Raw genomic sequence first — 22,773 nt, forward strand, 5'->3', positions numbered from 1 at the left:
TGGGTGGATCTGAAGCATCATTCGCTCTCCCTGCAAACGGAAGAAAACCATGGAGCGTAACGCGGCATCGCCCACGCTACACCATCCCAATGACGTCTCACAACCTGACACTTATGAAGCAACGTGAACTTGGCCGTACCGGTCTGATGGTCAGTGAAATCTGCCTGGGGACCATGACATTTGGTCAGCAGAACACGGAAGCGGAAGGCCATGCCCAGCTGGATTTGGCGGTCGGACATGGCATCAATTTCATCGACACGGCGGAGCTGTATTCGATTCCGCCGCGCGCGGAGACGGCAGGTGCGACCGAAAAAATTATCGGAAGCTGGCTGAAAGCGCGTGGCGGCCGCGAAAAACTGCTGATTGCGAGCAAGGTGGTCGGGCGCACGACACAATCCTGGTTCCGGCCGGACGGCGAGGAAGCGCGCCTGACTCCGCGCCAGATCCGGTATGCCGTGGAAGGTTCGCTCCGGCGGCTCGGAACGGATTACATCGATCTCTATCAGTTGCACTGGCCGGACCGCCGGGTGAATCTGTTCGGCTCGGGCGGGACGACGTTTCAGAGTTTGCCGAAGGACGATGCGGTTCCGCTGGAAGAGACGCTCGGCGTGCTGGGCGATCTGGTGACGGAGGGCAAAATCCGCCACGCGGGCCTCTCCAACGAGACGGCCTGGGGGGTGATGCAATGTATCGCGGCCTCGAAAACCGGAGCGCCACGCGTAGCTTCGATTCAGAATGCTTACAATCTGATCAACCGGACGTTCGAAACCAGTTTGGCGGAAATCGCGCTGCGTGAAAAAGTGGGCCTGCTCGCCTATTCCCCGCTCGCTCAGGGGTATCTGACAGGCAAATACCTCGACGGCGCCCGCCCGGCTGGCGCCCGCACGACGCTGTTTAATCGTGGCCAGCGGTATCAGAAACCGGGCGTGGACGAGGCGATCCGGGCTTACCACGCGCTGGCACAGGACGAAGGGCTCGACCCGGTGCAGATGGCGATTGCCTTTGTCACGTCGCGGTCATTCGTGACGTCGAACATCATCGGCGCAACGAGCGTGGAGCAGCTTCGGGTCATTCTCGGTTCTGTGGATCTGACGATCACGCCGGAGCTGGAGGCGAAGATCAACGCGATTCACCAGGTTCATTCCAACCCTGCTCCCTGAGTATGGGGTGAAGCGGCCCCCCCTGTGTTAGACTGGACGGAACGATCTCGCGGGTCGTCCGTTCCCGGAACTGATCCGTTGACCGGGACGGAGGCCACGCCAGACAGCGTGGCGTAGTGAAAGGACAGAGAGATATGGATAATCCGCTAGAGGATTCCCCGCAGCGCGATGCGAAAATCCGCGCGAAAGCAAAAGAGATGTGGGTTGCGGACGGCAAGCCGACCTGCGGGCCGGAAGGCTATCTGGAGCAGGCAACCGATCTGATCGGCATGGAGATCAATCCTGACGCAGGCGAGATTCCGGTTGAGCCGCCAGTCCCCCTCGGCCCGGACGGAGAACCCGTTGAAGACGCGCGAATTCAGGAAAACCTGGGCAATCCGGGCGGCAGCATGAACGAGCTGGATAATAAGCAGGAAGTGCCGTTTGGCACATATCAGGAAGAAGGTAAGACCCTGAAAGACGAGGGCTGAGTTTTCCTCCGGGGTCGGGGCAAAGTCCGGCTCCACCCCTCGACCCTCACCCGAAAGGCTTTCATGTCCGGCACATTCACACCACCCGTCCCCCACAGGGAAACGCATCGCATCGAACAGCTCGGGCGTGTGCGCACGGATGATTACGCGTGGATGAAGGACGATAACTGGCAGGCGGTCCTGCGCGATCCGGCGCTGCTGCGCGAGGATATTGCCAATTATCTCCGGGCCGAAAATGCCTATTCCGACGCGGTTCTGGCCCCCACGGCTTCATTGCAGGCGGAAATTGTCGCGGAGATGAAAGGCCGGCTGAAAGAGGATGACACTTTCCCGGCCCTGCCGCACGGCAACTGGCATTATGGCGTGCGGTATGAGACCGGAGGACAGTATCCGCATTATATCCGGTTCCGCGAGGGACATCCGGACGAACCGGAGACGCTGCTGGATGCGGATGAGCGGGCAAAAGGACTGGCGTATTACGCGGCGCGCCAGGCAACGCACAGCCCGGATCACCGGCTTTTTGCCTGGGCTGAGGACACGCAAGGCTCGGAGATTTACACGATCCTGGTGCGGGATCTGACGACAGGCCAGATTCTCCCGGTTGAGATCGGGAACTGCTCCGGCGACTTCACCTTCTCGCCGGACTCACAGCATATTTTCTGGACGTATCGGGATGAGCACGGGCGCCCGGTCAGGATCTTCCGACGGGCTCTGTCCGGCGCCGAAGACGTGCCTGTCTATGCGGAGCCCGATCCGGGTTTCTTTACCGGCGTGAGCGCCAGCCGGTCGGGCAAATGGATTGTCATCAGCACAAACGATCATGACACGTCTGAATGTCACGTCATTCCGGCTTCTGACCCGACCGCGCCTCCCGTCTGCGTCGCGCCGCGCGAAAAGGGGCTGATGTATGATCTGTCCCACTGGGACGACCGGTTCGTCGTGCGGACCAATGCGGACGGCGCGACGGATTTCAAACTGATGGTGGTGATGGACGATGCGCTCGGAGACCGGGCAGCATGGAAAGCCTATGTGCCACATCGCCCGGGGCATTATGTGACAGGCTGCATCTGCTTCGCGGATCATCTGGTCTGGACGGAGCGTGTCAACGCGAACACGGTGATCGAAATCGCGGATCGCGAGGGCATCCGGCACCAGCTGGCGACGGATGAGGAAGCGTACACGCTTTCTCTCGACGGCTCTTACGAGTTTGCGACGGATGAACTGCGATATTCCTACCAGTCACCGACAACACCACGGCAATGGTATGCCTATGACATGGCCCGGCGCACGCGCGATCTGCTGAAAGAGCAGGACGTGCCTTCCGGGCATGACCCGGCGAACTACCGCACGCGACGGTTGCTGGCTCGGGCGCCGGACGGGGAGATGGTGCCGGTCACGCTGCTGTCGCATGTGAATACCCCCGAGGGCGAGCCGGCGCCGCTGCTGCTTTATGGTTACGGGTCCTACGGAATTTCGATCGATCCGACATTTTCCACACGCAATCTGAGTCTTGTTGACCGGGGCTGGATTTATGCGATCGCGCATGTGCGGGGCGGTTCGGAAAAGGGCTGGAACTGGTTCCTCGGCGGCCGCGGGGAAAACAAAACGAACACCTTTACCGATTTCATCGCCTGCGCGGATCATCTGATCGACCAGGGCTATACGGAAGCAGGCCGGATTGTAGCCGACGGGCGGTCCGCGGGCGGAATGCTGATGGGGGCGGTCGCCAATCTGCGGCCCGATCTGTTTGCCGGGATTGTCGCGGTTGTGCCGTTCGTGGACGTGCTCAACACCATGTCGGACGACACGCTGCCTCTGACACCGCCGGAATGGCCGGAATGGGGAAACCCGCTGACGGACGAAGCGGCCTATGACCGGATCGCGGGATATTCGCCTTATGACCGGATCGGGGCGAAGCCATATCCGGCGATTTTTGCGATTGGCGGACTAACCGATCCGCGTGTGACGTACTGGGAGCCGGCGAAGTGGATCGCGAAGCTGCGGGCCTGCTCGACATCCGATAACCCGCAATTGCTGCGGATCAATATGGAAGCAGGCCATGGCGGCGCATCCGGGCGGTTTAAGTCGCTGAACGAGGCGGCGCTGATCCATGCCTTTGCGATCCAGGCCGTGGAACGGGCCGGAAAGGCAAAAGACAGCCGTTGCTGATCCGGCTGCTTCCCGGCCACCGCTCCGAAATCCGCCGGAAGACCGCAATCTCCGCCACGCCGCCCTATTCGCTCCGGGAGTGAAATTGCTTTATGATGATCGTGTCTGCGAACGCACTGCGCGGTCCGCTTTTTCAGCAGGCCTCTTCATCGGAGCGGACATTTTTATCTGACGGGGGAAAGATGCCCGCAAGGGAGCAGGACGCCTGATGTCGCACGCCGGACCGCCCCCGCATGACAGGAACAGTGACGGCTTGCCTCCTGCCGCCCCTTTCACGCCATACGGTCGGGACGGCGAAGGCGAGATGTCGAGGACGGTAAAGGGCCGCGCGCAATGGAAAGCACGGGAGTTTCTCGCGGCGCTGATCGTTGCCGTCGCGGTTTATACGATCCACGGATTTCTGACGGCGCTCGCCTGGGGGTTTGTTTTCGCTGTGGCCACCTGGCCGCTTTACAAGCGCGCCGAAATGCGCTGGCCGGCCGTGGCCCGGAAAGGCCCCCTGCTGCCGCTGGTCTGCACGGCGGCAATGGCGCTGATCTTTCTGATTCCGATGCTTCTGGCGGGCATTCAGGCGGCCAATGAGGCGCAAAGCGTTCTTCTGCTGATGCATCATGCGCGGCACACGGGTATTCCGGTTCCGGAATGGGTTCACAGCCTGCCGTTCGGGAACAAATCGATCACCGTCTGGTGGCAGAACAATCTCTCCAGTCCCGAGGGAGCGAACGAACTTCTCAGTTCCTTCGACAGTCGCGGCCTGGCGATGACCCGGACCGTGGGATCGCAGGTAGTCCATCGCGTCACACTGTTTTTCTTTTCGATCCTGACGCTGTTCTTTCTCTACAAAGACGGCGACACGATCACACGGCAATGCACGCTGGTCTCGCGCCGGGCCTTCGGCCGGCGTGGCGAGGTGATCGCGCAGCAGATCGTGGCGTCCATTCACGGCACGGTTGCGGGGCTGGTTCTGGTCGGAGTCGGCGAAGGCTTTCTGATGGGCCTCGTCTATCTGATTGCCGGGGTACCTCATTCAGCGCTGCTCGGCGTGGCGACGGCGATCGCGGCAATGATTCCGTTCTGTGCGATGATTCCCGTGGCACTGGCCTCCATCTTGCTCCTGATCGGCGGCGCCGGCACGTTTGCGGCCATCAGTATACTGGTCACGGGCGCCGTGGTGATTTTCCTGGCCGACCACCTGGTGCGCCCCAGCCTGATCGGCGGGAGCACACAGTTGCCGTTTCTGTGGGTGCTGCTGGGCATCGTCGGCGGCGCCGAGACCTGGGGACTGCTCGGACTGTTTGTCGGACCGGCGGCGATGGCGACGCTGCATCTGCTCTGGACCAACTGGACGCGGGAACATGGCCCGGACAGGACAACCTGAGACGCGGATCAAAGCGGAGAACCGCCGGGAACGGCAACAGGTTTCGACATTCAGAGGATGTTCAGTCATGTCTTTTTTCGGTTCAGGATGTGCCCGGACAGACTGTGGGCCTGTGATGAAAAACCCGCCATCGCCTCCGGATTTCAGAAAACGATGAAACCCGTTCAGACCGGAGATCCGGCGCCGCTGTTTGTCCAGAACTGCAACAGTGAACACGGTCGTTACAGCTTTGACATGGCCGGCGGACGCGCGAACCTTCTGGTGTTTCTTCCACCGGAAAACGCGGCTGTTGCCGAAAGCCTGCTCAGGCGTTTTCGCGACCTTGCATCCTGCGGCAACAATGCCGCCTGCCGGATATTTAGTGTTGTTTCAGGCCCCGGCAGCCTTTCGTCTGAAATCGCGACTCTTTCCGATATTGTCCTGACAGATGACGATCTGAAAGTGCGGACGCTTTACGGATTCGGCGTCAGTGACACCGCCTTTGTGCTGGTCGATCCGGCTCTTCGTATCCGGGATGTGGCGGGACCGGATACTCCGGACGCCGCGCGGCGTCTGGCCAGGGCACTGAGCGATGTCATGCGCAATGATGACAGGCCGGTGCCGGCCCTGATGCTCGATCGCATTCTCGAACCTGAAGTCTGTCAGACCCTGATCCGTTATTTCCACGCGGTGCCGCCGGTTTCGTCTCCGGTGCTGACACAGTCCGCAGATGGAAAACCACTGGCCATGGCGGATCGTTCTTTCAAAAGACGATTTGACCGGACACTGAAAGATCGTGCTCTGATCAGCGCTCTTCAGGGCCGGATCATCCGGCGCGTGGTGCCGGAGATCAGCAAAGTGTTTCAGTGTACCGTGACCGGAATGGATCGGATGCTGGTCGCCTGCTATGACTCATCGGATCAGGGATGTTTCGGAGCACACCGGGATAATACGGTCAACGGGGCACGGCACCGGCTTTTTGCAATCTCGATCAATCTCAATGATGATTTTGAAGGCGGCGACCTCTGGTTTCCCGAATTTTCGCCCCGTGGATTCCGGCCACCGGCGGGAGGAGCCGTGATCTTTTCCTGTGGGTTGCTGCACGCGGTGCGCCCCGTAACGCGCGGCCGGCGTTATGCGTGTCTGCCCTTTGTGTTTAATGAAGCCTCGAAAGCTTTTGCCGCCGGACAGATGTCCGGATAAATTTCCCGGAGCGTAGTCCGATCAACATCCGGACAGCTCAGGGATTTATACAGCTCGAAGCAGGCAGATGACCTCCCCGGGCAACCGCTCACACAAGCGGCGCGCGAAGTGGCTTTTTAAAGGCCGGACGTTCCACATAGCGCCCGGCCCCGCGTTCGGCCCGCAGATCGCCATCATCCCAGACGATTTTCCCCTGACTGATGGTTGTGCGAGCCAGACCCGTCAGCTCCAGTCCCTCGTAGATATTATAATCAACATTCTGATGATGCGTTCTGGCCGAAACGGTTCGTGAAGCCTCCGGGTCCCATAAAACGATATCGGCATCCGCGCCCTCGCTGATTGTCCCTTTACGCGGGTGGATATTGAAAATCCGGGCGGTGTTGGCCGAGGTCACGGCGACAAAGTTTTCCGGGGTCAGTTTCCCGGTCCTGACGCCATAATGCCACAGGACGCTCATACGATCCTCGATCCCCGGGGTGCCGTTCGGGATTTTTGTGAAATCGTTACGGCCACCCTCCTTCTGTTCCTTACAGAAGCAGCAATGATCGGTCGCGGTGGTCTGGAGCTGCCCGGATGTCAGCCCGCCCCAGAGGGCCTTCTGATGGTGACGTTCGCGGAAAGGCGGGCTCATGACGTGACGCGCGGCATTCAGCCAGTCCTTATCGAGATAAACACTTTCGTCGATCACGAGATGCTGGGGCAGGACTTCGCCGTAAACGGTCTGGCCACGCAGGCGGGCTTCCGCGATGGCGCGGGCAGCTTCCGCAGTCGAAACGTGAACAATATAGAGCGGCGCATCCAGCAGGGCGGCAAGGCTGATGGCGCGCTGAGCGGCTTCGCCCTCGACGGTTGAGGGCCGTGAGCGGGGATGAGAGTCCGGACCGGTTTCCCCGGCCTCCATCAGGGCGCGCTGAAGATAGTAAACGGCATCGCCGTTTTCCGCATGAACAGTGGACAGAGCGCCCAGACTGGCGGCCCGGCGCATGGAGTGCATGAAAGTTTCATCATCCACCATCAGGGAATTTTTATAGGCCATGAAGTGTTTGAAGGAATTGACGCCACATTCCCGAACGAGCGTCTCCATGTCCGCATTCACCCGGTCATCCCAGTGGGTCACAGCAACATGAAAACTATAGTCTCCGGCAGATTTCTTCGCCTTTTCACGCCAGTCTTTCCAAGCGGAAAACAGAGAGCCGCCCTGTTCGGGGATGACGAAGTCGATGACGGTGGTTGTGCCCCCCGCAAGACCCGCGGCGGTGCCGGTATAGAAATCGTCGCTGGCGACAGTGCCCATAAAGGGCATTTCCATATGGGTGTGCGGGTCGATGCCACCGGGCATAACGAGCAGTCCTGAGGCATCGACGATCCGGCAACTCGTCGGAGCTTCCAGGTCCGGCGCGACACGGGCAATGCGCCCCGAGTCATCACACAGGACATCGGCCCGATGGAACAGTTCCGCGGTAACAACCGTTCCGCCTTTGATAAGAAGCACTGTTTTCTCCTGATATCATCTTGCGCGCAGAGACCGGTTATCGTCCCATAACAGAAGCGTATTGTTTATCTGACTGTTCGGTCAATATAATGTTCCGGGCAGAAAACATATTCAGAGGAGATGGCATGCCGGAGACGACAGGCGACCATGCGGACAGCTATCTCGTCAATGAAGATCTGGCTCCGGTGCGGACGCGCAACTGGGGCTGGGTGGATTACCTTTCGCTCTGGATGTCGGATGTTCACAGCGTTGCGGGATATGTGACGGCCGGCAGCCTGTTTACGATGGGACTGCCAGCAGGCGACGTTTTCGTGGCGCTTATTCTGGCAATCCTCGTCGTTCAGCTCGTGTGCAATTTCATCGCGGTTCCGAGTTTCCGCTCGGGCGCGCCCTTCCCCGTGATCGCGCGAATGTCATTCGGCGTGCATGGCGCCGTGGTGCCGGCCATCGTGCGCGGCGTGATCGCGGTCGGGTGGTATGGCATCCAGACGTGGCTGGCCTCCAATGCCGTCATCTTCCTGCTGCTCCGCTTCTGGCCGGAACTGACTCCGTGGGCAAACGTCAGCGCGCATGGGTTTCTCGGGCTGTCGCTCCTGGGTTGGGGCGCATTTCTGTTTGTCTGGCTGTTGCAGACAGCCCTATTCCTGCGCGGCATGGATGCGATCCGGCACTTCATCGACTGGGCCGGCCCCGTTATTTACGTGATGATGATGGCTCTGGATGTGTGGCTGCTGTGGTCGGCGCACTGGCATCTGGATTTCGATGTCTTTCATATAGCGCCGGCGAGCGCCGGACACCGGGTCGGGCTGGTGCTGAACGCCGTCGGGCTGGTGATTGCGTTTTTTTCGCCGATTGCGCTGAATTTCGGCGATTTTGCCCGCTATGGCCGAAGCATGACCGATATCCGGCGCGGCAATTTCTGGGGCCTTCCGATCAATTTTATCGGATTTTCGGTGCTGACCCTGGTCACGATCGCTCTGACACAGCCGGTTTTCGGGCGGCTCATTCTCGATCCTGTCGAGACAGTCACGAAGATCAACCATTCACTGGCCGTCATTATCGGCGTGGCGACGTTTGTCGTGGCCACGATCGGCATCAATATTTCAGCAAACTTTGTGTCGGCGGCGTTTGATTTTTCCAACATCGCGCCTGCCCGGATCTCGTGGCGAAAGGGAGGAATGATCGCTGCGGCCGGAGCCATTGTGGTGATGCCGTGGAATCTGTATGCGCGACCCGATCTTATCCATCTGACACTGGATGTGCTGGGCACGTTTATCGCGCCGCTGACCGGAATTCTGCTCGCGGACTATTATGTGGTGCGGAAACGGCAGATGGTGACGGACGCTTTGTACAGCACGTCACCGGACGGACCTTACTGGTATGCAAACGGGATCAATCCGGTAGCGATCACGGCGCTTGTACTGTCCGTGCTCTGCGGACTGGCCACGGTTTTCGTGCCGCTCCTGGCGTTTTTGCAAAATTTTTCGTGGTTTGCCGGATTTTTCGCCGGATTTATTCTGCACACCGGGCTTACCCGGCTGGCTTCACCGGAAAGCAGACAGACGCGACGAGCTTCATGATGGTCTGCACGCCGGCTTCAAAGTCTGCTTTCGTCAGCGAGGCTTTGTCGAGAACAGCGGCCATCTGAACCTGCATGTCGGCATAGGATTGGGTCAGCGACCAGAGGGAAAACAGGAAATGAACCGGATCGATTTCGGTCATCAGCCCCTGACGCTGCCAGTGCCTGAACACCTCTGTCCGGCGAACGACGTGGTCCCGCAGGGGGCCGGCGAGAAAGCCTTTGACGAAGGCGCCCCCCGCCAGAAGCTCGTAGGCAAAAATGCGGGATGCAGCGGGACGCTGACGCGAGAATTCCATCTTGGCGCGGACGTAGCCTTCAACGGCGTCCAACGGCGCATGAGCGGAGGAAAGCCAGAGATCGGCATCATCCAGCCAGTGCATCAGCAGGCGTTCGAGCGTGGCCTGATAGAGATCCTCTTTCGTGCCGAAATAATAAAGGACGTTAGCTTTGGGAAGTTCGCAGGCCTTCGCGATGTCATCGACGCGGGCGCCAGCGAAACCATGTGTGGAGAACACCTGTTCGGCGGCATTGAGAATCTGCGGAACCGTATTCCTGCGCGGCGTGCCGGTCCTGGCCGGCGTGTTCTGGTTCCTGCGTGATTCGGGCAAAAGACCGGCCTGTCTCTGTCATCCTGTTCCGGTGACGGATTGTAGAGCCCGGGCGCTTTAACGCAACTCCGGACGATGCACGGCTCCGATGCCTGGCCTGCGACACAGGAGAGAGCTGCTATCCGGCTCCCGCCAGCCTGATTTTTTCACCGGAACAAACAAAAAGCCGCCCCTAAGGGCGGCTTCCTGCACGTCAGAACCGTGAACTCAAAGCGTCAGGCAGCTTTGAGGTTCACAGCCGAAGCCTTGCCATTCCGGCCGGCTTCAAGCTCATAAGAGACTTTCTGACCTTCGGTCAGGCTATGCATGCCAGCGCGCTCCAGTTCAGAGATATGAACGAACGCATCCGCTTCCCCGTTATCGGGCTGAATGAAACCAAAACCTTTGGTGGTGTTAAACCACTTTACGGTGCCTGTCGTCATAACGAGGCTCCTTTTTAACAACAGCAGTCGTGTACAAAACACACACGAAATCATAACTTTTAAAGAGAAAAACTGACGCAACACGCGCCGATAGCTCAGATAAAAGCATCCGCCTGACACGTAACTACGCCAGATAAAAATAAAACGCAAGGAAGAACCAGCCGCACAGCAGACTAAATTATACTGTGCGGCAATGTCCCGATTTACAGGTTTATATATTTATCCCGGCGTCTGTATTTTTTTGCCTCCGGGAAATAAAACAGGGTTCTGCCTCGACAGCTGACACCCCTTAGCAGGGTCCGGAGCAGAATCCGGGGAAACAGTCACCTCATTCCCCGCCCTTCACGCCGGCAACGTCCAGGGCCGCAAGCAGAGCCGGTCCCGTGTCTGACCGGACATATAAAACACGAATGCAGGATACAGACGATTGGCATCGGGCTTCAGAACACGGTTTTCACTCCCCGCGGGGATTTGCGCGGTTTACCTTGCCGCATCAGCGTCGCCCGCCCGTGCTGACTGCCAGTCCCTGCATGTTCCGCCTGCGCCAGCCGCCAATACAACAAACCCCGAAGCCCCGTTCTTCATCGATCTTTCCGGGCTGACGGCTGCCGGTATGGCGCCGCAACGCGACCCGCATAATCCGCATTATCCGCCCGCGCAGGATCTCCCCGACGGAAGTGTCCCGCCGGAAACAGCCAGCGGCAATTTCGTGCTGGGGCCAGCCCATCCGGTTGCGCCCGAATTTGCCGCTGCGGCCAGCGCGCCACACGGACGGATTGTCTCCTTCACCATGGCCTCCGGACACAGCGCCCGGTTCAACCCCGGCATTGTGCGCGACGACCCCGACAGTTGTCCCAACGGCGCGATCTACACAGCCCGCTCCGCCCCCGGCGACCCGTCTGATCTGCGTCTGACGGAAAGCCATCCCGGCCCATGGACACGGCAGGTGGATGTCTATGTGCCCGCTCAGTACAAACCCGGAACCAGAGCGCCGTTCCTCGTCTTCGGCGATGGCGGTGCGGACGGTATCTATCCCGGCCGGGACCTGTTCGCGGTTCTGGATGTGCTGATCGCCGGCCACCGCCTGCCACCCATCGTCGCAATCGGTATCGGTTCCGGCGGACAGGATGCGCAGGGCAGCGAACGTGGCCGGGAATACGATACGGCGTCAGGCGCCTATGCCGAATGGGTCGAACGTGAGGTTCTGCCGCTGGCACAGCAGAAGGCCGGGATCACCCTGACACACGATCCGGATGGCCGGGCCACAATGGGCGTCAGTTCAAGCGGCGGCGCGGCATTCGGCATGGCCTGGTTCCACCCGGACCTCTACCATCGCGTGCTGGCCTATTCTCCCACGCTGACAAACCAGCAATGGCCGCATAACACCGCCATGCCGGGCGGGGCCTGGCAGTATCACTCCCCCTGGGCGGGCAACCCGAAGGCAACAGGCAGCCAGCCCGGCGCGGCGCTGATTCCCGATGCCCCGCATAAGCCGATCCGCTTCTGGTTCGCGGCGGGAGACCAGGATCTGTTCTATCCCGCCCCCGCCATGCCCGACGGCATGCATGACTGGGTAATGGCCAGTGAAAACATGGCCCGTGTGCTGGCCATGAAAGGATATGAGTATCAGTTCGTTCTGTCGCGCAACGCCGGCCATGTGGACGGTCCCACGATCGGCCAGACACTGCCCGAAGCTCTGCTCTGGCTGTGGCAGGGCTACACGCCGGGGAAAAACTGATCCGCCGCCTTCGTGTTACAGATCACCGGTAAGGAACTGAGCGCGACCGAGACCGAAACTCCAGTGCTCATCGCTGTTCTGAACGATGGAGACCATAAGATCGGAGGAAGCGAGACCGCAGCCTTTTTCGAGCTTTTCAGCAAGCAGGCGGTAGAAATTCTCGATCTGCTCTTTTGAACGCGGCCTGGAGACGATCTGGAGCAGAACGACCTTGTTCGTACGAGGAATATCGAGTCCTGTGTCCTCGACGATCATGTGGCTGGGCTCGTGCTCGGAGACGAGCTGATAGCGATCACGAGCCGGAACCTTGAAAGCTTCCAGCATGGCGGCGTGGGCCGTATCGAGAAGCGACTTCAGTTCGTCAGGGGTGCGGCTGCCTTTGACAATGTGGAAATGCAGCAGTGGCATGGTGTGCTCCTTGCGACGGGATCAGGACCGGGCTGTGCCCGGACCCGGCAGGAACCGCAGGCCCCTGCACCCTTTGAGTTTAACAAACCGGTTTCCAAAGGTCCGCGACCTCCGGCAGGTTTCAGGACAGCATCCTGAGACCTGTTGCGAGACTGAGCCGAACAGACCTGCCTGAAAACCCTTACAACGAAAAATCACGAATCCTTGCTGAACCCGGCATCAGCTTTCAGGACAGCGCGCAGCAGGACACTCGCGCCGGCCTCGGCATCCGCCTCCAGAATGCTTTCTTCCTCATTATGGCTGAGACCATCCTTGCAGGGGACAAAAATCATGGCGGTGGGCGCAACACTGGCCAGATAGGCGGCATCATGCCCCGGCCCGGACACCATATGGCGGGCGGAATAACCGGCTTCGGACGCAGCTTCCGCGACCATCCCGATGCAGGCCGGGTCGAAGTGCACCGCCGGAGCATCCCAGATCTGCACGATGTCGAGAGTGACGCCACAGGTTTCCGCAATATCGGCGAAGATTTTCTTAAACCCGGTTTCCATGTCGAGCACGACGGTATCATTCGGATCACGGATATCGACGGTGAAGAACGTCTCGCCGGGGACGACATTATTACTGTTCGGACGATTTTCAATCAGCCCAACGGTGCCGACAGCAGTGGGCGCATGGGCGAAGGCTATCTGGCTGAGCGCTTCGATCATTTTCGCGGAGGCGACCAGAGCGTCATGCCGCATCGGCATGGGGGTGGAGCCGGCATGGGCATCCTTGCCGCGCACGGTGACTTCGTACCAGCGCATCCCCTGAACCCCCTCGACGATGCCGATGGTTTTCTCTTCGGCTTCGAGAATCGGCCCCTGTTCGATGTGCAGCTCGAAATAGGCAGTGACCGGATGCCGCCCGCACGGTTCGCTGCCGCGATAGCCAATCCGCTCCAACTCGTCGCCGAAACGGATCCCCGCGCGGTCCCGCTTGTCGAGCACGTCCTGCTCGGTGAAGATGCCGGCGAACACGCCCGAACACATCATGGGCGGCGTAAAGCGCGCGCCTTCCTCGTTGGTCCAGTTAATGAGTTCGATCGGATGACGGGTGGTGTAGCCCGACCTGTGCAGGGCGCGAAGAACGGAGAGACCACCGAGCACACCAAGAATACCGTCGTATTTGCCGCCGGTCGGCTGGGTGTCCAGATGGCTGCCCATGGTGACGGGCGGCAGGCTGTCATCCTGCCCGGGGCGCCGGGCGAAGAGATTGCCCATGGAATCATAAGAGACAGTGCAGCCGAGGCTTTCACAGGTTTTGACAAACCAGTCCCGGACCTGGCGGTCCTCGTCTGTCAGAGTAAGGCGTTTGATACCGCCTTTCGGGGTACCGCCGAACCGGGCCGTTTCCATCAGGTCGACCCAGAGCGCCTGCCCGTCGATCCTGAGATTGCTGCCGGTCTTCCCGGTCTGCTTTGTCATTCCTGTGCCTTTCGCGACGAACCCGCGCCGAAACCTGTTCCGTATGCGGGATAGTTACCGCCTTCAGGAGGCGGGTTCTGCCACCCTGTTCGGATTATTGGGATGCTCGGGCCAGGTCAGCACCCCGTCAACCGGCTGCGGCTCCATTGTGATGCAATTGTCGATAGGGCAGACATGCGCGCAGAGATTGCAGCCCACGCACTCCTCCTCGATGATTTCATAACGACGCTCGTTTCCGGGCGAAGCTTTCGAGATCGACTGATGCGAGGTATCTTCGCAGGCGATATAACAGAGACCACATCGGACACAGGCGTCCTGATCGATATGCGCGATGGTTCTGAACTTCAGGTTCAGCCTGTTCCACGGCACGAAATTCGGAATCGCCCGACCGGTAACGTCGGCGAGAGTGGCATAGCCTTTCCCGTCCATCCAGGTCGAAAGCCCGTCGATCATATCTTCGACGATCCGGAACCCGTAATGCATGGCGGCGGTGCAGACCTGGAGCGTGGAAGCCCCCATGGCGAGAAATTCCGCGGCATCGCGCCAGGTGGAAATGCCGCCGATGCCGGAGATGGGAATGCCACCGATCCCCTCATCACGGGCAATATCGCCAATCATACGCAGAGCTATGGGTTTGACGGCGGGGCCGCAATAGCCGCCATGGGTGCCTTTGCCGCCAACGACAGGCATGGGAACCATCTGGTCGAGATCGACGCCGATAACGGACTGAATGGTATTGATGAGCGAAACGGCATCGGCACCACCGCGCACGGCGGCCCCGGCGGGCATGAGAATGTTGGTGATGTTCGGGGTGAGTTTCACGATGACCGGCATGCGGGTGTTCTGTTTGCACCAGCGGGTCACCATCTCCACGTATTCCGGAACCTGACCGACAGCAGCCCCCATGTTCCGTTCCGACATGCCGTGCGGGCAGCCAAAATTCAGCTCGATGCCATCGGCGCCGGTTTCCTCGATAACGGGAAGAATCGCTTTCCAGCTTTCCTCCTCGCAGGGAACCATAAGGCTGATAACGACAGCACGGTCCGGATAGTCTCTTTTGACAGACTTGATTTCCGCGATATTGGTCGCAAGCGGACGATCGGAGATCAGCTCGATATTGTTCAGCCCGATCATCCGGGTCCCGTTATAGTTCAGCGAGCCGTAGCGCGAGCTGACATTAACGACCGGCGGGTCTTCGCCAAGCGTTTTCCAGACGACACCGCCCCATCCGGCCTCGAAGGCACGACGGACGTTATACTCCTTATCCGTCGGCGGGGCGGAAGCCAGCCAGAACGGATTGGGCGATTTGATTCCGACAAAATTACTGCGCAGATCAGCCATGTTCCGTTCTCCTGTTACGCTGCAACGCCCGTGGCGGAGAGGGCTTTGCTGATCGCTTCGGCGGCATCCCGGCCGTCGCGGACAGCGGCAACGGTCAGATCCTCGCCAGCCGTGCAGTCGCCCCCGGCATACACGCCCTCCATCGTCGTACGGTACGCACTGTCCACGACAATGCGCCCGTTTTTGACAAGAACGGCTTCACCGCTGATCGGATCGGACACAAAAATCTGACCGACAGCTTTCAGCACCATATCGGCAGGGACGACGAAGGTGTCTTCCGCGTCATATGTCGCGCGACCATCCGCTGTTGCGACGCCACGGGCAAATTCCACGCCACCAAGGGCGCCGTCTTCCGGAACCATGCGGACCGGGGAGGACCAGAGGCGCACGGTCACGCCGTTGGTCTGCGCCCATTCACGTTCGACAGGGGTGGCGGACATCTGTTCGTGGCCGCGCCGGTAGACGAGCGTAACCTCGTCGGCACCAAGACGGCGAGCCTGCACAGCGGCATCCACGGCAGTATTGCCGCCGCCAATGACAACGACACGCCGGCCGACCGGAACATCTTTCTTATCCCTCGAGCGGACCGCTTCAATAAAGGTCACGGCGTCCTGCACGCCTTCCAGTTCCTCGCCTTCAACCCCCATGGCCCGGACACCGGCAAGCCCCATACCGAGAAAAACAGCGTCATAGTCACGGCGAAGTTCGACCAGCGAGAGATCCGCGCCCAGCCTGCGGTTGCCTTCGAAAGTGATGCCCCCGATATCCATGAGGAAATCCACCTCGCGCCGGGCAAACTCATCGGCGAGTTTATAGGCAGCGACACCATATTCGTTGAGGCCACCCGGCTGACTGCGCGCATCCAGCAACATGACATCGTGACCATGCATGGCCAGCCGGTGAGCGCAGGCCAGACCGGCAGGTCCGGCGCCGACCACTGCAATCCGGCGCCCGGTCAGCGGAGCGCGGGTGAAAGGCTGACCGCCATGCTCCATCTGCCAGTCCGTAGCGTGACGTTGCAGAGCGCCGATGCGGATCGGATTCCCTTCTTCACGCGCGTTGTGCACACATTTCTGCTCACAGAGAATCTCTGTCGGACAGACACGGGCGCAGGAGCCACCAAGAATGTTGGACTCCAGAATGGTCTTTGCCGACCCCTGCATGTTCCCGGTGGCAATCGCTTTGATAAATTTCGGAATATCAATGCCGGTCGGACACGCCTCGACGCAGGGCGCGTCATAACAGAAGAAGCAGCGATCGGCTTCGACCGTGGCCTGCCCGGCCGTAAAGGGCGGGTGGGCGTCGGCAAAATTGACGGCCAGTTCAGCGTCGCTTAGCCGGGCACTGGCGATATCGGGGATTCGCGTCATGACAGCTCCTGTCACCTGAGTCTGAAAACGATCATAAGGCGGATCAATCTGATTCCGCAATATATTTCCTGACCATCGGTTCAGGTTTCTCCGGCGGACAAGCCCAACCGCTGCCCGGCCCCGCTAAAATCGCGGCGCCCTGCCACACATCATATCACCAGAGGGCGGATCCGCCGGACTTTCCGCGGAGTCCCAACAAGCCCCCCCGGGGAGAGCGTCATTCAAAATCGGTCGGAAGCTGCGGCGCGCGGCGATGTTCGAACATGCGTCTGATCTGGCCCGGCAGAACACGGCCCACGGACAGATCCTCCGGAATTTCGTTCTCGCGAAACCAGCCGACAGCAGAAGTTTCGATGCTGGTGGCCGGCGCCCCTCCCGTGACCTCGCAGAGGAAAAACAGCTTGTAGCAGGAGAAAACGCCGTTCGGATGCGCCTGCCTTGTCCGGTCCCACAAGGCCGCCAGCTTCACGACCGCAACCTGATAGCCGCTTTCTTCCAGAACTTCCTTCGCGGCATTCTCAGCAGCCGTAACATTCGTGTCTGCCCAGCCACCCGGAAGAGTCCAGCGATCCCGGTCAGCCGTTTCCCGGACCATCAGCAGCCGGTCTTCCTGATCGAAGACCGCAGCGCGGACATCGATTTTCGGCGTAGCATAGCCGGTTTCACCAGCGAACAGGGCGACAATACGTTCGGCGGATGTCTCCGTATGGGAAGCAAAGATCCGGGCCGACAGATCACGCAGGGCGACATAGCGCTCGCGGTCGTACTGATCCTGCGTGAAGGCAAGGCCCGTCTGGGCGATGGCCTGGAGTTCTCTCGCCCAGACAAGCCAGTCGGGTTCGCGGGCCGAAAGGTTCTCGCTCACATGTTGTCCTCTTCTGCCGGGGCCGGAGTCGTGTCGCCGCACTCCACGCTCTCAGCCGAAAATTTTCCCGATCCAGTCTTCGACGGAATCACCGCTGCTGATCGCCGGGGCGATCAGACCATCGACCATGAACGTCGGTGATACGTGGATGCCATTTTGCCGTGAATATTTGCAGTGCCATTTAATGACCGCCTGAAGCTCCGGCACTGCAAAGGCACGCGCGAGCGCGACACCACTATATGTTTCAAGCCGGGCGATAATGTCATTCGGTGTGGCGTCCATATTAGGGCCGGCGCAATGGCTGACGAACTCGAATTCCTCGCGATGCGCTCCGACAGCCGCCATCACTTTCTTCGCGGTCTCCCTGCCGCCTTCCAGCGTGGAAGCCGCCAGAATGCAGCGCACGATAATGCCGGAAAACAGATGCCAGGGCTGTGACTGCATCCGGATTTTGATGGTGAGCTTATCGCTGCCTGCCTGCTGCAGCAGATCATCGAGCTTATTGAATGCCCTGACCGAAAACGGACAGGTCGGCTCAAGAAAGGCCTCGAAGACTGTCGGACCCTGACCCCAGACAAGCGGGTCGGCATGAAACGGAGATGGTGACTGGGGCATGTGCGCTGATCTTCCCGTTGCTTTACGGAAGGCTAACAGCAATCAGGAGATTTCGAAAATACTGCGTCTGCCCTCGGGATCGCGCGACATCCGGGGTCCGGAGGCACCACGGCGTCCGGGCCTCTGCCGCCCGGACGCCGCGAAAGCTGTCAGTCTTTACTGAGCCGCGCCAGACGTCGTGGCCGTGCGATTTATGATCGCGGTCCCGGTAGCGGTTCCGGCGGTCGTCGCGGCGCTGGTCGCGGCCGTTCCGGCAGCCGCCGCCGCAGGCGCCCCTGCCGTGCCAGGCGTGGATGTGGCGGGCAGCACCGCAGCCGGGCCGCTCCACACCGCACTCTGACTCTGCGCCGGGATCGAAGGCGAACCGAAAGCCGACACCGGCCCGAAAGGACCGCCATTGACATTGCGCATCGTCGATTCCGGCTGGCGCATACAACCACGGATCAGCGGCGTGCAGACGCCATCGTTACCGATCATCTTGTCATTGTCGCCGGTGTAATGAACTTCCGTCACCTGATTATGGTCGAGACGCATGATCGCGGTACAGGCACTGCCATTCCCGGTAACGCTGACCGCTCCGAGCCCGAACGGATTAACCGAAAAAGCTCCGGTCGAACTCGGCTTATAGGCATATTGATAAAGCTGCGTCGTGGCGTTCAGCGTCGTGACCTTGTCCGGCGCTCCGGCACAGGCCTGCAAATCATTTGACGTCATCCCGATCATAGCCAGCTGCGCTTTATGCGCAGTGCGTGAATCAAAATAACCGCATGCACTCAGACTCAACACGGCACTCATCAGCACCACACGCGACGCAACCCGGGACATATCTTCTCCGTAACCAGACTTCAGGGGAGACAACCTTCAGGGTCGCCTCAATGCACAGGCCTGTACATCATCGATTTCTTACCGGAACAAGACAAGCCGACCGGCCCCTGTCAATGCAGCAGTTTCATTTTTCTGCAAACCGCACAGACGCGCCCCTCAGAAAACCGTGTCCTTTCCCGGCACCCGAAAGAGTTGCGACGACGCCCGGCAATGCCTATTAGCCAGAGCCATGCACCCTTTCGGGTGCGCCAGCATCCATGATGCGGGGTCAGCCGGATAGCTCCGGCAACTGAATGTCAGTGCCCCTGCCAAGTCCCCGGAGTACTTATTCAATGAGCACGATTTCACCCGGCGAAATTGCCCGCCTGCAGGTCTGCCTGCGCCGCCTTCTCGGCTCACAGGGCCTCACCGTAAATCCCCCGCCCCGCCCGGGTCTGTCCGTGGAACTTGCGGTCAATGGCGAAGTCATCGGCACGCTGCACCGCGATGATGATGAAGGCGAGGTGTCCTACAACCTCAACATCGTCCTGCTGGAAGAAGACCTTCCGGCCAAAGCATAAAAAAAGTCCGCCTCCCGCGCGGGAGGCGGACTAATCCGCATGCTGCCGGGGTAAACCGGTCAGGCATGGCGCTGAGTGATGGAAGCCTCCATCACAGGATGACTGGCAGGCACCGGAAAATCGACCCGGGTCAGCTTCCAGCGCCACCCTTCGATCCGTAGCTGCACGCGCAGCGGCGTTTCATTTTCATGACCGGGAAGCGCAACCTGCGCCTCGAACAGATTCGCGCTGGTGAACCTGACAACGGCATGCGTCAGAGCCGACAGAACTTCCCTGTTATCGTTCGCACCGGGCGCGGACGCCATCGCCTCGTCAACCACATGCCCGAGATTTCGCTGATTCACCGTCAGATCAACCGCATTCGACACAACGTTTGTCGCAAAGGATGACCCGAATTCCGGCAGCTCTTCAACAGCATCCGCCGCCGGACCGAGGTGCAGCCCGTCCAGAACCTGCTCTTTCAGAGACGCATCCAGAGATGACCAGTTAATCGTCTGCCCAAGCGCCGTCATGTCCCGGTTCGAAACAGAAGATGCGATCGTCCATAACGTCACGAACGGAGACGCGGCGTACAACCCAAGCGACATCATGAAAGCTGCGATACAGACCCGCCGTGCCCGCTTTCTGGCGGGGCAGGCCCATGCGTCAGATGTGGAGGTGGCCGGTGCGAAATACATGATGAACCCTGTTTGTGTCCTGAATGTGATACCACATGCAACACAGTTATGCATTTACGGCTTCACTGATTCGCACGTCAATCACGAAAATGTGATTTCCATCGCACCACATCGTGTTCTTTCGCTCCAGACCCCGCAGACCGGAGATCACCGTGTCCCCTGACTTCACGGAAGCTGAAATCCAGCGCTATTCCCGCCACATTCTCCTGCCGGAAGTCGGAGGAACAGGGCAGTTACGCCTGAGAAACGCTTCGGTTCTGATCATCGGCGCCGGCGGGCTCGGCTCGCCCGTCGCGCAATATCTCGCAGCGGCGGGCGTGGGCCGGATAGGACTTGTCGATCACGACCGGATTGAACTGTCCAATCTCCAGCGACAGATTCTTCATACCACGGAACGCGTCGGCTCCCTGAAAGTTGATTCGGCGAGAGAAACATTGTCCGCCCTCAATCCGGAAATCGTGATCGAGACGCACGACAGACGTCTGGACACCGGCAACGCCGCGTCCCTTGTGCGCGGCTACGACCTCGTCTGTGACGGAAGTGATAATTTCGAGACTCGTTATCTGGTGAACGCTACCTGCGTGCAGGCGCAACGAACACTTGTCTCGGCGGCCGTGACGCGGTTCGACGGGCAGCTTTCAACCTTCCGGCCCCACCTGGGCGGCCCCTGCTATGAATGTCTGTTCCCCCGAAGCAAAAGCGTCGCGGATGCGCCCTCCTGCGGCGATGCCGGGATATTCGGTGTTGTGACCGGCGTGCTCGGAACCCTTCAGGCAACGGAAGCCCTGAAGGAAATTCTCGGGCTGGGCGAGACCCTGGCCGGACGGCTCCTGCTGTGGGACGCACTCGCAACCCGCTTCACCACGATCGCCATCGCGCGCGACCCGACATGCCCGGTCTGCGGACATCTTCCGCCGGAGCCGAGTCCGTGACCCACCCTCATCGCCCGGGCCTCGCCCTGATGCTGTGCAGCGATGATTTCGATCGCCTGCACGCTGGGTTCATGCTGGCAGCGGCCGCCCTCGCGCTCGATCGCCCGGTTGTCGTTTTTGCGACCGGCCCCGGCGTTCTGGCACTTTGTCAGGAGGCCCCGTCGCTCATGTTCGCGGAAAGAAATGCCGGGCTGGCGGAAAGAGGCGTCGCGTCTCTGTTCACCCTGCGCGATGCGCTTGTGGCAATGGAGGCACCCCTGCTGGCCTGCGAATCGGGGCTGCGCAGAACGGGCGCCCAGCCGCAAGACCTGCTTCCCGGGGTGCGCGTCGTCGGGCTGCCAACCTTTCTTGACCTCTCGGCGGACCATCAGATCGTGACTTTCTGACGGTTCCGGGCGTCATGACCCCAGGGAATACACGAACCGTCTTGCCGCCGGGCGCAGAACGCGGCACGGATGCGCGCATGATCGCTTCCCGCTCCCTGTACGCGGCCGCAGTTCTGTTTGCCGCGCCTGCCTCCGTGTCACTCGCAGACTCTGCGCTTGCGGCAACGACAACCGCAACGCCGGACGCGTCTCCGCATCACCACCATCACCATAAAGCGCAGGAGAAGGCCGGCTCCGGAACCGCATCGTCCGGCAAGGCCGCGCCGCATCATCACGGAAGCACCACCGGCGCAACCGCGGCTAAAACACATGCCGGGACAAAAAAATCCGCCGGGCATGCGGAAAAGCCGCATCACAAGCCCCACACACCGAAACATGTCCACCACACCGGGCCGACGCCCGGAGCACCGGTCACGACGCCGCTTCCCGAGGATGGCGAGCCGGCAAACGCGCCGGATGCCACGCAGAACGGCGCAAACGGTCAGCCCGACGTTCCGAAAGGCACCAACACCGGGCTGCCGCTGCCGCGCTTTGCTTCCCTGCGGGCCGATAAGGTCAATATGCGCGCGGGACCGGGCGACCGGTACCCGATCCAGTGGGTTTACCATCGTCGTGGCCTGCCGGTTCAGATCGAACGCGAATTCGATGTGTGGCGCCTGGTCGAGGATTCCGACGGCGTCAAAGGATGGGTGCATCAGGCCACCCTGGCCGGCGCCCGGGACTTCGTGATCCCCTCGCCGGCAGGACCCGCGCCTGCCGCACCGGCACAGCAGGCGCCAGCGGAAGATAAGCCGCAGGCCGCCGCAGAGCCGGAACAACAGGCGGCCAGACACACCGAATCCCGGATTCTCGGCCATGTCAGAACGGTTGCGGACGCAGCCGACATTTCCGGCGCCGTCATCCTGAGAGCATCGGGAGATAACGATGCCTCACCCGTGGCCGTGCTGGCGCCCGGCACGGTGGGCACGCTCAAAACCTGCGCGTCCGGCTCCGCCTGGTGCAGGGTCTCGGTGCGTCAGTATGATGGCTGGCTCAGACGCAGCGCGATCTGGGGTCTTTCCGCCGATGAAGCCTACCCGCCCTCCTGACACGAAGATGTGGATTACGCGGCGGGAAACACTCCGGCA

General features: G+C 60.4%; 22 protein-coding genes. 11 read left to right on the forward strand and 11 right to left on the reverse strand.

Translation table 11 applies throughout. The features are described 5' to 3' along the window. Positions 1–113 precede the first annotated feature (113 nt). From GOB90_RS12055 to GOB90_RS12075, 5 genes are all read left to right on the forward strand, one after another. A complete protein-coding gene (locus tag GOB90_RS12055; protein WP_146892432.1) occupies positions 114–1,160 on the forward strand; it encodes an aldo/keto reductase in 1,047 nt (348 codons plus the stop codon). A gap of 134 nt (positions 1,161–1,294) precedes the next feature. After that, positions 1,295–1,630 (forward strand): hypothetical protein, encoded by a 336-nt coding sequence (locus GOB90_RS12060; protein WP_146892434.1) that lies wholly within the window; start codon positions 1,295–1,297, stop codon positions 1,628–1,630. A 63-nt stretch (positions 1,631–1,693) separates the two neighbouring features. Then, positions 1,694–3,799, forward strand: a complete 2,106-nt coding sequence (locus GOB90_RS12065; protein ID WP_146892436.1) for a S9 family peptidase — start codon at positions 1,694–1,696, stop codon at positions 3,797–3,799. A gap of 208 nt (positions 3,800–4,007) precedes the next feature. Continuing rightward, positions 4,008–5,177: an AI-2E family transporter gene (locus tag GOB90_RS12070; protein WP_146892438.1), complete on the forward strand. Its 1,170-nt coding sequence runs from the start codon at positions 4,008–4,010 to the stop codon at positions 5,175–5,177. Between the two features lie 153 nt (positions 5,178–5,330). Next, complete coding sequence (locus GOB90_RS12075) at positions 5,331–6,359, forward strand: 2OG-Fe(II) oxygenase (protein WP_146892440.1); 1,029 nt, start codon at positions 5,331–5,333, stop codon at positions 6,357–6,359. Positions 6,360–6,447: 88 nt separating this feature from the next. Here the strand turns inward: GOB90_RS12075 and hydA are convergent, their stop codons facing one another. Next, the gene (gene hydA / locus GOB90_RS12080) at positions 6,448–7,851 is read right to left on the reverse strand and encodes a dihydropyrimidinase (protein WP_146892442.1); all 1,404 of its coding nucleotides are present in this window, start codon (positions 7,849–7,851) and stop codon (positions 6,448–6,450) included. A 125-nt stretch (positions 7,852–7,976) separates the two neighbouring features. Between hydA and GOB90_RS12085 the strand changes: the two genes are divergently transcribed. Continuing rightward, a complete protein-coding gene (locus GOB90_RS12085) occupies positions 7,977–9,431 on the forward strand; it encodes an NCS1 family nucleobase:cation symporter-1 (RefSeq protein WP_146892444.1) in 1,455 nt (484 codons plus the stop codon). On the opposite strand, the gene GOB90_RS12090 is transcribed toward GOB90_RS12085, so the two are convergent. Both GOB90_RS12090 and GOB90_RS12095 read right to left on the reverse strand, forming a co-directional pair. Continuing rightward, on the reverse strand, positions 9,382–10,041 hold the full coding sequence (locus GOB90_RS12090) for a TetR/AcrR family transcriptional regulator (RefSeq protein WP_146892446.1): 660 nt from the start codon (positions 10,039–10,041) through the stop codon (positions 9,382–9,384). The genes GOB90_RS12085 and GOB90_RS12090 overlap by 50 nt on opposite strands. A gap of 215 nt (positions 10,042–10,256) precedes the next feature. Next, complete coding sequence (locus GOB90_RS12095; RefSeq protein WP_146892448.1) at positions 10,257–10,463, reverse strand: cold-shock protein; 207 nt, start codon at positions 10,461–10,463, stop codon at positions 10,257–10,259. Positions 10,464–10,890: 427 nt separating this feature from the next. Between GOB90_RS12095 and GOB90_RS12100 the strand changes: the two genes are divergently transcribed. Beyond that, a complete protein-coding gene (locus tag GOB90_RS12100) occupies positions 10,891–12,201 on the forward strand; it encodes an alpha/beta hydrolase (RefSeq protein ID WP_146892450.1) in 1,311 nt (436 codons plus the stop codon). A 15-nt stretch (positions 12,202–12,216) separates the two neighbouring features. On the opposite strand, the gene GOB90_RS12105 is transcribed toward GOB90_RS12100, so the two are convergent. The 7 genes from GOB90_RS12105 to GOB90_RS12135 form a co-directional block, all read right to left on the reverse strand. Beyond that, positions 12,217–12,609 carry a tautomerase family protein gene (locus GOB90_RS12105; protein WP_146892452.1) on the reverse strand — a complete coding sequence of 131 codons (393 nt, stop codon included), beginning with the start codon at positions 12,607–12,609 and terminating at the stop codon, positions 12,217–12,219. Between the two features lie 194 nt (positions 12,610–12,803). Next, the gene (locus tag GOB90_RS12110) at positions 12,804–14,075 is read right to left on the reverse strand and encodes a Zn-dependent hydrolase (protein ID WP_146892454.1); all 1,272 of its coding nucleotides are present in this window, start codon (positions 14,073–14,075) and stop codon (positions 12,804–12,806) included. 63 nt (positions 14,076–14,138) lie between these two features. Then, positions 14,139–15,416 carry an NAD-dependent dihydropyrimidine dehydrogenase subunit PreA gene (gene preA, locus GOB90_RS12115; protein ID WP_146892456.1) on the reverse strand — a complete coding sequence of 426 codons (1,278 nt, stop codon included), beginning with the start codon at positions 15,414–15,416 and terminating at the stop codon, positions 14,139–14,141. Positions 15,417–15,430: 14 nt separating this feature from the next. Then, a complete protein-coding gene (locus GOB90_RS12120) occupies positions 15,431–16,786 on the reverse strand; it encodes an NAD(P)-dependent oxidoreductase (RefSeq protein ID WP_146892458.1) in 1,356 nt (451 codons plus the stop codon). A 217-nt stretch (positions 16,787–17,003) separates the two neighbouring features. Beyond that, the gene (locus GOB90_RS12125) at positions 17,004–17,651 is read right to left on the reverse strand and encodes an NUDIX hydrolase (protein ID WP_146892461.1); all 648 of its coding nucleotides are present in this window, start codon (positions 17,649–17,651) and stop codon (positions 17,004–17,006) included. A gap of 51 nt (positions 17,652–17,702) precedes the next feature. After that, positions 17,703–18,266, reverse strand: coding sequence for a DsbA family protein (locus tag GOB90_RS12130; RefSeq protein ID WP_146892463.1), 564 nt, complete (start codon positions 18,264–18,266; stop codon positions 17,703–17,705). A gap of 156 nt (positions 18,267–18,422) precedes the next feature. Then, positions 18,423–19,091 carry a hypothetical protein gene (locus GOB90_RS12135; RefSeq protein ID WP_173572076.1) on the reverse strand — a complete coding sequence of 223 codons (669 nt, stop codon included), beginning with the start codon at positions 19,089–19,091 and terminating at the stop codon, positions 18,423–18,425. A gap of 332 nt (positions 19,092–19,423) precedes the next feature. Here GOB90_RS12135 and GOB90_RS12140 point away from each other — a divergent pair, with 332 nt between their 5' ends. Beyond that, positions 19,424–19,651 carry a DUF3126 family protein gene (locus tag GOB90_RS12140; RefSeq protein ID WP_146892750.1) on the forward strand — a complete coding sequence of 76 codons (228 nt, stop codon included), beginning with the start codon at positions 19,424–19,426 and terminating at the stop codon, positions 19,649–19,651. A gap of 59 nt (positions 19,652–19,710) precedes the next feature. Here the strand turns inward: GOB90_RS12140 and GOB90_RS12145 are convergent, their stop codons facing one another. Continuing rightward, positions 19,711–20,328, reverse strand: a complete 618-nt coding sequence (locus GOB90_RS12145) for a DUF2939 domain-containing protein (protein WP_146892748.1) — start codon at positions 20,326–20,328, stop codon at positions 19,711–19,713. A 152-nt stretch (positions 20,329–20,480) separates the two neighbouring features. On the opposite strand from GOB90_RS12145, the gene GOB90_RS12150 reads away from it, so the two are divergent. From GOB90_RS12150 to GOB90_RS12160, 3 genes are all read left to right on the forward strand, one after another. Next, entirely contained in the window at positions 20,481–21,260 is a 780-nt protein-coding gene (locus GOB90_RS12150; protein ID WP_146892746.1) for a HesA/MoeB/ThiF family protein, read from the forward strand. Beyond that, entirely contained in the window at positions 21,257–21,646 is a 390-nt protein-coding gene (locus GOB90_RS12155; protein ID WP_261766042.1) for a DsrE family protein, read from the forward strand. The genes GOB90_RS12150 and GOB90_RS12155 overlap by 4 nt, the downstream gene beginning before the upstream one ends. 77 nt (positions 21,647–21,723) lie before the next feature. Continuing rightward, positions 21,724–22,734, forward strand: a complete 1,011-nt coding sequence (locus GOB90_RS12160) for an SH3 domain-containing protein (RefSeq protein ID WP_146892742.1) — start codon at positions 21,724–21,726, stop codon at positions 22,732–22,734. The last annotated feature ends 39 nt before the right edge of the window (positions 22,735–22,773 follow it).

It is taken from the genome of Acetobacter oeni (assembly GCF_011516825.1).
GTDB lineage: Bacteria > Pseudomonadota > Alphaproteobacteria > Acetobacterales > Acetobacteraceae > Acetobacter > Acetobacter oeni.